This window comes from Massilia eburnea, from assembly GCF_009720745.1.
GTDB lineage: Bacteria > Pseudomonadota > Gammaproteobacteria > Burkholderiales > Burkholderiaceae_D > Rugamonas > Rugamonas eburnea.
Window position 1 is genome coordinate 44,261 of the sequence record NZ_WNKX01000012.1, and the last position, 12,638, is coordinate 56,898.

The 12,638-nt window shown below is 61.7% G+C and carries 15 protein-coding genes; 8 read left to right on the forward strand and 7 right to left on the reverse strand.

Annotation, left to right across the window (positions count from 1 at the left end; all coding sequences use genetic code 11):
* Positions 1-123: 123 nt before the first annotated feature.
* From erpA to rplM, 5 genes are all read right to left on the reverse strand, one after another.
* Positions 124-480, reverse strand: coding sequence for an iron-sulfur cluster insertion protein ErpA (gene erpA / locus GM658_RS16395; RefSeq protein WP_028102302.1), 357 nt, complete (start codon positions 478-480; stop codon positions 124-126).
* A gap of 58 nt (positions 481-538) precedes the next feature.
* Entirely contained in the window at positions 539-1,225 is a 687-nt protein-coding gene (locus tag GM658_RS16400) for a DUF6776 family protein (RefSeq protein WP_155455130.1), read from the reverse strand.
* Positions 1,226-2,263 carry an N-acetyl-gamma-glutamyl-phosphate reductase gene (gene argC / locus GM658_RS16405; protein WP_155455131.1) on the reverse strand — a complete coding sequence of 346 codons (1,038 nt, stop codon included), beginning with the start codon at positions 2,261-2,263 and terminating at the stop codon, positions 1,226-1,228.
* A 202-nt stretch (positions 2,264-2,465) separates the two neighbouring features.
* Entirely contained in the window at positions 2,466-2,858 is a 393-nt protein-coding gene (rpsI, locus tag GM658_RS16410; protein ID WP_028102305.1) for a 30S ribosomal protein S9, read from the reverse strand.
* 9 nt (positions 2,859-2,867) lie between these two features.
* Positions 2,868-3,296 carry a 50S ribosomal protein L13 gene (gene rplM / locus GM658_RS16415; RefSeq protein ID WP_155455132.1) on the reverse strand — a complete coding sequence of 143 codons (429 nt, stop codon included), beginning with the start codon at positions 3,294-3,296 and terminating at the stop codon, positions 2,868-2,870.
* A 223-nt stretch (positions 3,297-3,519) separates the two neighbouring features.
* Here rplM and GM658_RS16420 point away from each other — a divergent pair, with 223 nt between their 5' ends.
* The 4 genes from GM658_RS16420 to GM658_RS16435 are packed head-to-tail and all read left to right on the forward strand — an operon-like array spanning position 3,520 to position 7,300.
* Positions 3,520-4,935 (forward strand): alpha/beta fold hydrolase, encoded by a 1,416-nt coding sequence (locus GM658_RS16420; RefSeq protein ID WP_155455133.1) that lies wholly within the window; start codon positions 3,520-3,522, stop codon positions 4,933-4,935.
* Positions 4,932-5,666 carry an ABC transporter ATP-binding protein gene (locus GM658_RS16425; protein ID WP_155455134.1) on the forward strand — a complete coding sequence of 245 codons (735 nt, stop codon included), beginning with the start codon at positions 4,932-4,934 and terminating at the stop codon, positions 5,664-5,666. The genes GM658_RS16420 and GM658_RS16425 overlap by 4 nt, the downstream gene beginning before the upstream one ends.
* Entirely contained in the window at positions 5,663-6,847 is a 1,185-nt protein-coding gene (locus GM658_RS16430) for an ABC transporter permease (RefSeq protein WP_155455135.1), read from the forward strand. Before GM658_RS16425 ends, GM658_RS16430 begins: the two co-directional genes overlap by 4 nt.
* Before the next feature lie 30 nt (positions 6,848-6,877).
* Complete coding sequence (locus tag GM658_RS16435; protein WP_155455136.1) at positions 6,878-7,300, forward strand: OsmC family protein; 423 nt, start codon at positions 6,878-6,880, stop codon at positions 7,298-7,300.
* On the opposite strand, the gene GM658_RS16440 is transcribed toward GM658_RS16435, so the two are convergent.
* Both GM658_RS16440 and GM658_RS16445 read right to left on the reverse strand, forming a co-directional pair.
* On the reverse strand, positions 7,287-7,847 hold the full coding sequence (locus GM658_RS16440; RefSeq protein ID WP_155455137.1) for a flavodoxin family protein: 561 nt from the start codon (positions 7,845-7,847) through the stop codon (positions 7,287-7,289). The two genes, GM658_RS16435 and GM658_RS16440, sit on opposite strands and share 14 nt — an antisense overlap.
* Positions 7,844-8,317 (reverse strand): DUF2938 domain-containing protein, encoded by a 474-nt coding sequence (locus GM658_RS16445; RefSeq protein WP_155455138.1) that lies wholly within the window; start codon positions 8,315-8,317, stop codon positions 7,844-7,846. The genes GM658_RS16440 and GM658_RS16445 overlap by 4 nt, the downstream gene beginning before the upstream one ends.
* Before the next feature lie 66 nt (positions 8,318-8,383).
* On the opposite strand from GM658_RS16445, the gene GM658_RS16450 reads away from it, so the two are divergent.
* From GM658_RS16450 to GM658_RS16465, 4 genes are all read left to right on the forward strand, one after another.
* Positions 8,384-8,794, forward strand: coding sequence for a helix-turn-helix domain-containing protein (locus GM658_RS16450; protein ID WP_155455139.1), 411 nt, complete (start codon positions 8,384-8,386; stop codon positions 8,792-8,794).
* A gap of 154 nt (positions 8,795-8,948) precedes the next feature.
* A complete protein-coding gene (locus GM658_RS16455) occupies positions 8,949-10,865 on the forward strand; it encodes a C1 family peptidase (protein WP_211841881.1) in 1,917 nt (638 codons plus the stop codon).
* Between the two features lie 120 nt (positions 10,866-10,985).
* The gene (locus GM658_RS16460) at positions 10,986-11,837 is read left to right on the forward strand and encodes a DUF2167 domain-containing protein (RefSeq protein ID WP_155455141.1); all 852 of its coding nucleotides are present in this window, start codon (positions 10,986-10,988) and stop codon (positions 11,835-11,837) included.
* The gene (locus tag GM658_RS16465) at positions 11,834-12,574 is read left to right on the forward strand and encodes a hypothetical protein (RefSeq protein WP_155455142.1); all 741 of its coding nucleotides are present in this window, start codon (positions 11,834-11,836) and stop codon (positions 12,572-12,574) included. The genes GM658_RS16460 and GM658_RS16465 overlap by 4 nt, the downstream gene beginning before the upstream one ends.
* Positions 12,575-12,638 lie beyond the last annotated feature (64 nt).

Below are 12,638 nucleotides of genomic sequence, written 5' to 3' on the forward strand. Positions count from 1 at the left end.
CCGTGTCCCACCATGGGGTCACACCCCTTTTGGGACACGGGCTCGGCAATTGAGCGGCAGAGGCCGTGTCCCATTTCGGGTGTGACCCCAGGGTGGGACACGGGCTCGGCCGTGCTGGCTTTTTTAGACGGAGAAGGAGGAACCGCAGCCGCAGGTCGATGTCGCGGATGGGTTCTTGATCACGAATTGGGCGCCTTCCAGGTCGTCCTTGTAGTCGATCTCGGCGCCTACCAGGTATTGGTAGCTCATCGAGTCGATCAGCAGCTGGACGCCGTTCTTTACCATGGTGGTGTCGTCTTCGTTGACGATTTCGTCAAAGGTGAAGCCGTATTGGAAGCCGGAGCAACCGCCACCCTGCACGAATACGCGCAGCTTCAGGTCTGGATTGCCTTCTTCTTCGATCAGTTGCGCTACTTTCTCGGCCGCGGCGTCGGTGAAAACGATCGGTGCCGGAATCACGTCTTCGGCTACTGCAGTCATGTGTTACTCCTACTTAAATTCAGTTGTCCCATTATAGTCCATGCCGGAGCCGCCCGCTTTAGAGGCCGCGCACTGTCGTTGCCTCGGTGGCAACGATTTTTCCTTTTTCCGACAGACTGACCTTGACCGCCGTCGCTTTGGCGCCTTCCGGCAGCTCCAGCGTGCCGTCGACGCGCTGGTAGCGGTCCACTTTCAATTCGTAGCGCTCGGCCCCTTCTTTCGGGTATTCGAGCACAGTCTTTTTGCCATCCTGGGTCACCGTTACCGCCAGCTTGAGCTTGCCAGTAAAAGCCGGTGGTCCCTTCTTCTTCGCACCATATTGGAGCAAAACCGTGTAATGCAAGAGCTTGGGGGAGGCCATGCGGGCTTGCATACCGGCAATCAACAGGCCTGCGCCCGCCGGCGCGGGCTCCAGGATGTCTTCCAGCAGGGCCAGGTCGGCATTTAACTTTGCCAGTTCGGCATCGGATGCTGGACCTGGCGCCGGCGCGGCAGCTGCAGGCACGGCTGCCTTCAGCTTTTCAGCCAGCGCGTCGCGCTCGGCCGTCATGCGCGCCAGCTCCAGCTCGGTCGCGGCGAGCTGCTTTTTCAACGAGGGACTGGATTCGCCCTGCGACACACCAACCACGCGCTTGCCCAGGTCGACGCCCCACACCACCAGCACTCCGCCGGCGACCAGGACCGCAGCCAGGCCGATCACGCGCGCCAACATGGGCACGCGGGCCTGTTCAGCAGCGGCTTCCACTTATGGCATCAGGGCGATGGTCTGCAAGCCCAGGCCCTCGTCCAGGCCGAACATCAGGTTCATGCACTGTACGGCCTGGCCGGACGCCCCCTTGACCAGGTTGTCCTGCACCACCAGCACGATCAGGGTGTCGCCATTGTTCGGGCGATGCAGCGCCAGGCGCAGCATATTGGCGCCGCGGGTGCTGCGGGTTTCCGGGTGCGAGCCCCATGGCATCACATCGACGAATGGCTGGTCGGCGTAGGCGTCTTCGAACAGCTGCTGCAGCTCTTCGTTCGAGACTTCCTTGGTCAGGCGTGCGTACAAGGTCGAGTGCATGCCGCGGATCATCGGCGTCAGGTGCGGGGTGAAGATCAGGCTGACTTTGTCGCTGGTGTAGCGCTGCAGCTGGGCCGCAGTTTCCGGGGTGTGGCGGTGGCCGCTTACGCCGTAGGCCTTGAAGTTGTCCGACGATTCGGAGAACAGGGTGCCGATCTCAGCTTTACGGCCAGCGCCGGACACGCCCGATTTGCAGTCGGCGATCAGGTGGCCGGCGTCGATCAGGCCAGCCTTCAGCAGCGGTACGAAGCCCAGCTGCATGGTGGTCGGGTAGCAGCCTGGGTTGGCGATCAGCTTGGCTTTCTTGATGTCTTCGCGGTTCAGCTCCGGCAGGCCGTAGACAGCTTGTTCCAGCAGTTCTGGCGCGGTGTGGTCGATCTTGTAGGTCTTTTCGAAGACGGCGCGGTCCTTGATGCGGAAGTCGGCTGCCAGGTCGATGACTTTGACGCCCTTGGCCAGCAGTTCGGGGGCTTGCGCCATCGCCACGCCATGGGGAGTGGCGAAGAAGACTACGTCGCATTGGGTCAGATCGACCTTGTCCGGCGAGGAGAAGGCGATGTTCACGCGGCCGCGCAGGGAAGGATACATCTCAGCCACCGGCAAGCCGTCCTCTTTGCGCGAGGTGATCGCGGTCAGTTCGACTTCAGGGTGTGCGGCTAACAGTCGCAGCAGTTCCACACCCGTGTAACCAGTGCCGCCGACGATGCCTACTTTGATCATGTTCTCTTCCTTGCGAGGTTTGTTTATGTGAGGGGTCATTTTATCAAACCCGGTAAATCTGGGTCAGACCCAAGGGTCAGACCCCGGTCTGCGGCCGTCGCGTGTCAGGGTCCGACCCTTGGGTCGCACCCAGGTTTACCGGGTTTACAAATGAAAAAAGCCGCTGGAAACCAGCGGCTTTTTTGTCCAGCCAAGAAACGGATTAACGCTTCGAGAACTGCTTTGCGCGACGTGCTTTGCGCAGACCAACTTTTTTACGTTCAACTTCACGCGCATCGCGAGTGACGAAGCCGGCACGTGCCAGGTCGCCCTTCAGGCCTGCATCGTAGTCGATCAGTGCGCGGGTGATGCCGTGACGCACTGCACCTGCCTGGCCGGACTCGCCGCCGCCGTGCACGTTGACTTTGATGTCGAAACGTTCAACGTTGCCGGTCAGTTCCAGCGGCTGACGGATCACCATCAGGCCGGTTTCACGGGAGAAGTATTCAGCTGCTGGCTTGCCGTTCACGATGATCTGGCCGGTGCCAGCTTTGATGAACACGCGAGCAACTGCACTCTTGCGACGGCCGGTGCCGTAGTTGTAGTTACCGATCATGTCAGTTCCTTAGAATTCGAGTGCTTTAGGTTGCTGGGCAGCGTGTGGGTGGGAACCCTCAGCGTACACTTTCAGCTTCTTGATCATGGCGTAGCCCAGCGGGCCCTTTGGCAGCATGCCCTTGACGGCTTTTTCCAGAGCACGGCCTGGGAAACGCTGTTGCATTTTCAGGAAGTTGGTCTCGTAGATGCCGCCTGGGTAACCGGAGTGACGGTAGTAGGTCTTCGCGGTTGCTTTGGTACCGGTCACGCGCAGTTTGCCTGCGTTCACGACAACGATGAAGTCGCCGGTGTCAACGTGAGGGGTGAATTCTGGCTTATGCTTGCCGCGCAGTCGGCGTGCCACTTCGCTGGCAACACGGCCGAGGACTTTGTCCGTCGCGTCAATCACGAACCAATCGCGCTGGACTTCATGGCCCTTAGCGGAAAAAGTTTTCATGTTTGAACTTTCTGTGAAAGATGTAAAAACGCTCTTTAGGTGGTTCCGCCCCTGTGCTTCAGCGGACGCAGCCTTCTTTTTAGTTTTCCCGAGCGAAAAGGAAAGCTGGCGATTGTAGCCCGGATCGGCTTGCCGAGTCAACCCCGCCCTGTACCGCGTTTCCGTTGCTAAGCAAATATTGCCGGGCTACTATGGGAACCCGGAATCTCAAGAGGAGACGGCCATGCGTCCGCCCCTGCTGGCCATAGTAATCGCCACGGTCCTGGCGCCGGCCCTGGCCCGCGCCGAGGTCGGCAAAGACTGCCACCTGCCCGGTACCGAAGAAGCCCTGCACTGCATCCGGCTGACTGTGCCGCTTGACCACCATGCGCCCGGCGCCGCCATCAACCTGCATGTGGCCGTGGCCCCGGCCCTGCGTGAATCGGCCCGGCGCGACCCGCTGTTCCTGCTGGCCGGCGGCCCGGGCGAAGCAGGCTCGGACCTGGTGCCGCTGCTGAATTCGACTTTCCGCAAAATCCGCGCGACACGCGACATCGTCCTGATCGACCAGCGCGGCACCGGCCTGTCCGGCAAGCTCGATTGCAAACCAGGCAAGAATTCCGAAACTGCCACTGAAGACGAACTGCTCGAGCAGACCCGCGCCTGCATCAAGGGCCTGAACAAACATTTCAATTTTTATACGACGGAGCAGGCCGCGCGTGATATCGAGTCCGTGCGCAGCGCGCTTGGCTATGGCCGCATCAATGTCTGGGGCGGCTCCTATGGCAGCCGCCTGGCCCAGACTTACGCCCGGCTGTTTCCCGGCAGCGTGCGCGCCATGATCCTGGATGGCGTGGCAGCGCCCGACCAGGTGGTGCCGGCCGGCGCCCACGACGCCCAGGCCGCGCTGGACGCCCTGTTCAAGCAGTGCGCCGACGACCGGGTGTGCGCGGCAGCCTTCCCCAACCTGCGCGCCGAGTTCCAGTCGCTGACCATGCGCCTGACGGCGTCGCCGGCCTCGCTCAACCTGCCCGATCCGCGTACCGCAGAAAACAGCAGGATCACGATGACCAATATGCGCTTTGTCGGCACGGTGCAGAACATCCTGTATTCGCAGGCAGACAGCCGGCGCCTGCCCTTCCTGATCCACAGCGCTTACCAGGACCGCTGGCAGCCCTTCATCGCCCGCAGCAATATCGCGCGCGATTTCGCCTCCGAAGGTCCGGCCATGCCGCTGCACCTGGCGGTGGTCTGCGCCGAAGACTTTCCGCGCCTGACGCCGCAATTGCTGGAAGAAGACACCAAGGGTTCCTTCCTCAGTCCGGCGCACATCATGCGCATCGGGAAAATGTGCGACGCCATGGGCGTACCGGCCGTGCCTTACAAGGAGCCGGCAATGATCGAGGCGCCGGTGCTGCTGCTGTCCGGCGCCCTCGATCCGGTCACGCCGCCGCGCCGCGCCGAAGCGGCCCGCAAGTACATGAGAAACGCGCAGCACCTGGTGGTCAAGAATGCCGGCCATATCGTTTCCCCGCTCGGCTGCGCGCCACGTTTGCTGCGCGAATTCCTCGACCAGCCTGCGGCGCCGGTGAAAGCCAACTGCCTCAGCGAAATCCCTGCTCCGACCTTCCAGCTGAATAGCGCGGGACCACAACCATGATCGAAGTCCAGAACCTCTGCAAGCGCTTTGGCAAGGTACAGGCCCTGGCCGGCGCCAGTTTCGTCGCGCGCGACGGCATCATCACCGCCCTGCTCGGACCAAACGGCGCCGGCAAGACCACGCTGCTGCGCACCCTGGTCGGCCTGCTGCAGCGCGACCACGGCAGCATTTCCATCGATGGCGTCGATCCCGCCGTCGACCCGATGGCGGTACGCCGCAATATCGGCGTTCTCACCGACCAGTTTGGCCTGTACGAACGCCTGACCACGCGCGAATACCTGCGTTACTTCGGCGAATTGAACGATATGGAAGATGCGGCGATAGAGCGCCGCATCAGGGAAACCACCGAGCTGCTGTCGCTGGAAGACATCATTGACCGCCGCGCCAAAGGCTTTTCACAGGGCCAGCGCATCAAGGTCGCCCTGGCGCGCACCTTGCTGCACCGGCCGCGCCACCTGCTGCTCGACGAACCAAGCCGCGGCCTGGACGTGATGAGCACACGCGCCCTGCGCCGCGCCCTCGCCGCGCTGAAGGAGGATGGCTGTTGCGTGATCATGGCGACCCACGTGATGCAGGAAGTAATTCACTCCTGCGACGACGTGATCGTGATCGCCAACGGCACCACCGTGACGCAAGGCACGCCGCAGCAGCTATGCGAGCAGGCCGGCCTGTCCAGCCTGGAAGACGCTTTCGTGCGCCTGGTCGGCACCGAGGAGGGTATCGAGCTATGAAGCTGAAATTCCCCATCGTACTGCGCAAGGAATTGAAGGAAACCCTGCGCGACCGCCGCGCCCTCAGCCTGCTGCTGCTGTTCGTTTTGATGTACCCGCTGCTGGTGGGCGGGGTACTGCAGCGGCAGATCGACCGCGCCACCAGGCCCGAACGCGAAGGCGTGGAACTGGCGGTGATCGGCAGCGAGCAGGCGCCCACCCTGATGAACCAGCTGCGCCAGCGCAACGTGACCATCACCGAACTGGAGCCCATGGGCGAGGAAGAAATCAATGCCCTGCTGCGGCGCCAGAACGTGGTCGCTGTACTGCGCCTGACGCCGGATTTCGTCGACAACTACCACGCCATGCGCCCCGCACGGGTCGAGCTGTGGTTCGATTCCGCCTCCGACAGTTCGCGCAAGCTCGATGAAATCGAATACGTGCTGCAGGACTACAGCCGCAACATCGCCGGCGCACGCCTGCTGGCGCATGGCGTATCGCCGGCCAACCTCAATCCCGTGCTGGTGCAGCGCTATGACACCGGCACCAGCGCCTCGCGTTCTGCCAACACCATCAGCACCTTGCTTGGTATCTTCTTCATCCCGGCCTTCATGTTTTGCATGAGTACCGCCGTCGACAGCACGGCAGGCGAGCGTGAACGCCGCTCGCTGGAAGTGCTGATGGCGCAACCTGTGCGCCCATCGGACCTGATCATCGGTAAATGGCTGGCCGCCTCGCTGCTGTCCATCGTCGGCATCACGCTGGAACTGGCGATCGCTCACGGTATCTTGAAATGGCTGCCGCTGGAAGAAATCGGCCTGTCCTGGCGCCTGAGATGGAGCGACCTGGCCATGGTCTGCCTGGCCTCCGCTACCCTGTCGCTGTTTGCGGCGGCGCTGGAAATCGCATTGGCCATCAATGCCCGCTCCTTCAAGGAAGCCCAGACCCTGGTCAGCTTCACGATGATCGTGCCGCTGGTGCCGGTCATCCTGGTACCGATGCTGAACCTGACCAATAAATGGTGGATGTACATGGTTCCCGTGTTGTCCAACCAGACCTTGCTGCGCGAGCTGGCCAAGGGACAGAGCATCGGTTTGCTGCCCTTCCTGCAAACCTTCTTCAGCAGCCTGCTGCTGGCCATGCTGTGCGTCTGGTATACCGAGCGGCGCATGAAGAGCGAGAAATACATGATGACCGTATAATGCCCGGACGGATTTTACGGAGATAAGTCGATGGAAGTGAAAGTCAGCTGGAATGGCCCTTCGGGCATGAGTTTCCGCGCCCAGACGGGTTCTGGCCACATGGTGAACATGGACGGCGCGCCGGAAGGCGGCGGCCATAACCTGGCGCCGCGCCCGATGGAGATGGTGTTGCTGGGCACCGGCGGCTGCACCGCCTATGACGTGGTGCTGATCCTGAAAAAGGGCCGTGCAGACGTGCGCGGCTGCGAAGTGACCTTGCAGGCCGAGCGCGCCGAGACCGAGCCTAAGGTCTTCACCAAGATCAATTTCCACTTCACCGTTACCGGCAAGGACCTGAAGCCGGAAGTGGTGGACCGCGCGATCACCCTGTCCCACGACAAATACTGCTCCGCCAGCATCATGCTGGCCAAGACCGCGCAGATCACCCACACCTTCGACATTATCGAAGCCTGACCAGCGTTTCGGCGAAGTTCTGGCCGAACATCACAGCAGTCTTGATGTCGCCCGCGGCGAAATCGTCGCGCGGCGCGCCATGGCCGGCCTGCGCCATCATGCCCGACCACGAGCCGAGGCGGTTGGCCGCTTCTTCATAAGGCACGCCGAGCTGCTGTTCCGGCAGGATCGGATTACCCACCCATAGCATGCCGTGCTGCATGCAGAAGGTGAACATCGACATCAGCGTCGATTGCTTGTCGCCCGCCGGCAGCGATGACACCGTGAAGCCTGCCGCCAGCTTGCCCTTCAACTGCTGGTGGCGCCACATCTTGCCAGTGGCATCCATGAACGACTTGAACACGCCCGACACGCCGCCCAGGTAGGTCGGCGAACCAAGCAGGAGGCCGTCGTATTGGGTCAGCGCTTCGGGCGCGCCGGCCAATTCCGAGGCCTTCAGCACATGCACTTCCATGCCCGCCACTGCTTGCGCACCCGCCGCAACGTGGGAAGCGATATGCTCGGTATGGCCGTGGGAGCTGTGATAGATGACTGCGAGTTTTTTCATGGTGCGATTCCTTTGACGATCAGAGCGGATAGATAAAGTCCCAGGCCGAAGACGGCGTGGTTGGCCAGGCTGCGCAGGCAGTTCTTCAACGGCGCAGGCGTTTTACTGGACGCCACGCCAAGGCCCATGGAGGGCTGCATGACGAACAGCGGCGCACCAACGGTGGCAATGCCAACCGCCAGTGCAGGGCCGATGCTCGGCGCATGCAGCCAGCCGTTGCCGGCCACCGCCACCAGCGCAGCGGCAAACGCGATACCCGTTGCGTAGTGCACCAGCCAGCCCAGGGCCTGTTCGCCGCCCACCGCCGGCGAGGCGGCAATCGACTCATGCGCGAAGCGGCCTTGCGCAAGGTGTCCCGCCCAGCGGCCAATGAATGCCATGTTCATGGTCTTCACGCCCATGCGCTTGAGGAGCATGAGCCACATGTCGAAAACGATGGTGGCGCCGATGCCGATGATGATGATCTCCATTGCAATCTCCCTGGTTGATGGGCACACTGTAGAAGTTGAAGTCAACTTCAAGTCAAGGGATTTTTGATGGATATCGCCGAAGTCGCGCAACGCTCGGGCATGGCCGCCTCGACGCTGCGGTTCTATGAAAAGAAAGGCTTGATCAAGCCCGCCGGCCGCAATGGCCTGAGGCGCACTTACGCCCCCGGCGTGCTCGACACGCTGGCCCTGATCGCACTCGGCCAGTCAGCCGGGCTGTCACTGGATGAAATAGGCAGCATGTTCACGCCCGACGGCGGCACCGCCATCGACCGCGGCTTCCTGTTAGCCAAGGCTGAAGAAATCGATGCGCTGGCCAAGCGCCTGAAGGCCATGAGTGAAGGCTTGCGCCATGCTGCCGCCTGTCCCGCGCCAAGCCATGCCGAATGTCCTAAATTCCAGCGCCTGCTGAAAGCCGCTGCCTCCGGCGCCATCGAGCGCAGCTTGCATAAACATTGACGCGGTCATTCGCCTGCGACATCGCAACAATTGGTGATTATGTAGCCCGTTTTTTTTCCTATGCTGGAACGACTCAGGATGGCGGACCGCGGCCCCAGAGCCGCCGCGTTCCGTGTTGTTGGTCATGCTGCTCTCCCCTCACAAAGGAATGGTTATGACAACAGAAATCACTTTTGGCCAGCTACGCACCCAACTCAAATCCACTAATGCAAGGTGGTCGATCGGCCCAGCCAAAGCCGATTCCGAGGTTGTGCCGACCCACCATCTCGGCGGTAGAATCGACAACCTGGTCTTGCGCGAACAAGCGCGTCCGATCGATTTCGCCAAACTGCTGGCGGTGCCGCCCACCAATCCATTACTGAACGAACGCCGGCGTGCGCTGAATCTGCCTGCGCAAAAGCAGGTGCGCTCTTTCCCTGTCCTCCATGGCATCACGGCCGGCCCGCCGGTTGGCGGTTCAGGCGGTGCACCGGCGGTGGTGGACTGGCGCAATCGCGGCTGGCCATGGCTGTGCACCGTGCAAAACCAGGTCGGGGAAAACTGCTGGGCGATGGCGGCGACCGCGCTGGTGGAGACCATGGTACGTATCAACCATGGAGTCTGGAGCAAGCGCTCGGAAGGCGACGTCCACGATGGCATGGGCGCGCACATCGATGACGGCGGCAGCGCGCAGGCAGCACTGGACTGGATCAAGACGCATGGACTCACCGACTGGGACGACTACCCCACGCAAGCCAAGCTGCCCTATGTGACGGCGCCCGACCGTGGCGGACGCACCGTGAAGATCGGCGACTACACGGTGATCGGCGACATCGCACAGCAAAAGCAATGGCTCGACGCGGTCGGTCCCTTGATCACCTGGTTCGATGTATGGCATGACTTTGATGCCTTCTACAACACGCCCGATTCTGCGGTCTACCACTGGCAGGAATACCTGTCGCCCGGAGTAAAAAACTATGAGCGCGGCGGCCACTTCATGCTGGTGGTCGGCTACGATGATCACCTGGGCTGCTGGATTTGCCGCAATTCCTGGGGCAGCAATTTCGGCCATGACGGCTACATCCGCGTTGCCTATGGCGATGCTCATTCCGGCATCGACAAGTATGCGCGCATCGGCCTGTCCAACACGAACCCCGATCCCTGGACCAAGCGCCGCCTGCACAACGGCGGCATGATCGAAAGCGGCGATGGCGCCGCACACCGCAATTTCGAGCTGATGGCGCTTGCCGCCAACCATTCGGTGGTGCACTGGTGGCGCGATGGCTCCAGCCTGGCCTGGGCCAAGGAAGCCACCCTGGCTAACGACGCTGCAAGCTTCCCCACCCTGACCGGCACCACCTACAACCGCAATTTCGAATTCATCTATCGGACCACCGGCAACCGCCTGCACCATTGGTTCTTCGACCAGGCGAGCAACAGCTGGAAGGACGGCGGTATCTTCGGCCCGGCCGATGCCGACGGTACGCCAGCTTTCCTGCAAAGCAATTTCGGTGAACCGGGCAATTTCGAAGTTGTCGTCAAGACCAAGGACGGCCGCCTGGCGCATTGGTGGCGCATTAACGGCTCACCCTGGACATGGAAGGAGAGCGCGCGCTTCGGCAGTGACATCGCCGCCAGCGGCCCGACCCTGGTGCAAAGCCATTACGCCAAATCCGGCAACCTGGAGTTGGTGGCCGCCCGTACGGACGGCCGCATGCAGCACTTCTGGCGCGACGACATCGGCGGTACCGGCTGGCACGCAGGCGTGATCTTCGGTGTGGAAGTTGGCTCGGCGCCAGTGATGATCGAGGGACAGTACGGCGCCGGCAATGAAAACGCGATCGGCAACTTCGAGTTGTGTGTGGCGGTCAACGGACGGGTCCAGCACTGGTGGCGCAACAACCAGGGTGGCGGCATCTGGTCCAAGAGCGCCGAATTCGGCAGCAACGTGCGCAGCGTGATCGCCTTGCTGGAGGGCAGCTTCGGCTTCGACCTGGAAGTCGTGGTGGAACGGGCCGACGCCCAGCTGCAGCATTACTGGCGCGATGGAGGCGGCTGGCACGCAGGGCCGATTATTGGTCCCACCGTGTAGTGTAGTGCCGGGCGGGAGGCGATGCTGCCGCCCCGCCTCGGTGAGAATGTGCGCATTTTGCTGCCATGCAGGATGCTATCCTTTGGGGTTTATTAAAATAACTCCAAAGGGGAAATAACAATGAAGGTCCGTAACTGGGTTCTCGCGCTCGCGCTGATGCCGCTGTTCGCCATGGCGCAGGAAATGACGCCCGACCAGCGCCGCGCGGAATTCGCCAAGCTGGATTGGCACGTCGGCCCGAAGTCTGAAGCCATTGCCGGTAAAGCTACGCTGAAAACGCCAAGCGACAAAGTACAATTCCTGGACGAGAAGAACTCGCGCCGCTTTCTCGAGCTGACCGGCAACCTGCCGGATAACGGCAACTTCATCGTCCACGATTCCGAAGGCGACTGGTGGGCGGACTTTTCCTTCGACCCAAGCGGCTATGTGAAAGACGGCGAAAAAATCGACGCTGACGCGCTGCTGAAGACGTTGAAGGAAGGCGACGAACCATCCAACGAGGAACGCAAACGCCTTGGCCTGGGTGAACTGCACACCGAAGGCTGGTATGTCCGGCCGCATTACGATGAAAAGACCAAGCAGCTTGAGTGGGGCCTGAAACTGCGCTCGGAAGAGGGGGTAACCCTCAATTACACCATCCGAATGCTGGGCCGCAGCGGCGTGATGAGCGCGACCCTGGTGTCTTCGCCGGAAACGCTGGATGCCGACGTTGCCAGCTTCCGCAAAGTGCTGGCCGGCTTTGAATACAATGATGGCGAGCGCTATTCCGAATTCCGGGCCGGCGACCACGTTGCCGAATTCGGCCTCGCTGCACTGATCACCGGCGGCGCCGCCGTCATCGCGACCAAGAAAGGCTTCTGGGCTGCGGCCGCCCTGTTCCTGGCCAAGATGTGGAAGCTTGTCGCAGTCGGTGCAGTGGCAGTCGGCACCGGCATCAAGTCCTTCTTCAAGAAGAAAGAAAGCAGCAATTGATCCAGCTTCACGCCGAGGCCTTGCTGGTAGCGGCCATGCTTGTCCTGTACCTGTACGACTCGGCGCAGCTGCTGTATTCAAACGAAGGCGTACTGGCGGCCACGCTCGGCGGCCGCTGGTCGCTGCATTTCGGGGCAGAGCACTACACCTTGCGCGGCAAGCAGCCCTTCATACCCAATCCGCTACTGCCGCATCGCCCTGTATTCCTGCTCCACTGGAAGCAGCAACTCCCCGCCGCTAAAGGCGCCCCTCAACGCTGGACGCCGCCGCCACTCGGCCCTTACAAAGTGTTGGCTCCGTTGGTATGGTTGATGGCGCTGGCCTTGTTCGGGTTGATTCCCGCCGGCCTCTTCACCCGCTATGGCAACAGCGCCGTCGCCGCCGGCATCCTTCTGTTTTACGCGAGCGCCCTGCTTGCGCTGGCTGTTGTCTGGTTCAAGCGCCACGCTTTGCAGTTGAGCCCGCGCCAAGTCGGCGCTTTGGCATTCGAGTCACTCACCTGCCCACCGTTCGCACTGAACCTTATCCGCCATATCAGCTGGAACGTGCGCCCCACCGAAGACCTGGTGTCCGCCAGCCGCCGCCTGCTGCGTAAGGATAACTGGAGCGTTACCCTGCCGGCCGTCATCAAGCGCATTGACAACGCACTCGCCTACGAAGACGAAGGCACCCCGCGCGCTCAAACCCTGACCGAATTCCAGGCATCTCTCACCCGCGAATTAAATTCGCTCGCTTGAGCGGAACTTTCCGCATCCATTCCTGTCCAACTTCAAAGCTTCCCGCCGCAAACTGCGGCAGAGT

What these genes read in the sequence shown, in the direction of transcription:
- erpA (WP_028102302.1), bottom strand. Translation starts at nt 480, where the DNA reads ATGACTGCAGTAGCCGAAGACGTGATTCCGGCACCGATCGTTTTCACC.
- argC (WP_155455131.1), bottom strand. Translation starts at nt 2,263, where the DNA reads ATGATCAAAGTAGGCATCGTCGGCGGCACTGGTTACACGGGTGTGGAA.
- rpsI (WP_028102305.1), bottom strand. Translation starts at nt 2,858, where the DNA reads ATGATCGGTAACTACAACTACGGCACCGGCCGTCGCAAGAGTGCAGTT.
- rplM (WP_155455132.1), bottom strand. Translation starts at nt 3,296, where the DNA reads ATGAAAACTTTTTCCGCTAAGGGCCATGAAGTCCAGCGCGATTGGTTC.
- GM658_RS16420 (WP_155455133.1), top strand. Translation starts at nt 3,520, where the DNA reads ATGCGTCCGCCCCTGCTGGCCATAGTAATCGCCACGGTCCTGGCGCCG.
- GM658_RS16425 (WP_155455134.1), top strand. Translation starts at nt 4,932, where the DNA reads ATGATCGAAGTCCAGAACCTCTGCAAGCGCTTTGGCAAGGTACAGGCC.
- GM658_RS16430 (WP_155455135.1), top strand. Translation starts at nt 5,663, where the DNA reads ATGAAGCTGAAATTCCCCATCGTACTGCGCAAGGAATTGAAGGAAACC.
- GM658_RS16435 (WP_155455136.1), top strand. Translation starts at nt 6,878, where the DNA reads ATGGAAGTGAAAGTCAGCTGGAATGGCCCTTCGGGCATGAGTTTCCGC.
- GM658_RS16440 (WP_155455137.1), bottom strand. Translation starts at nt 7,847, where the DNA reads ATGAAAAAACTCGCAGTCATCTATCACAGCTCCCACGGCCATACCGAG.
- GM658_RS16445 (WP_155455138.1), bottom strand. Translation starts at nt 8,317, where the DNA reads ATGGAGATCATCATCATCGGCATCGGCGCCACCATCGTTTTCGACATG.
- GM658_RS16450 (WP_155455139.1), top strand. Translation starts at nt 8,384, where the DNA reads ATGGATATCGCCGAAGTCGCGCAACGCTCGGGCATGGCCGCCTCGACG.
- GM658_RS16455 (WP_211841881.1), top strand. Translation starts at nt 8,949, where the DNA reads ATGACAACAGAAATCACTTTTGGCCAGCTACGCACCCAACTCAAATCC.
- GM658_RS16460 (WP_155455141.1), top strand. Translation starts at nt 10,986, where the DNA reads ATGAAGGTCCGTAACTGGGTTCTCGCGCTCGCGCTGATGCCGCTGTTC.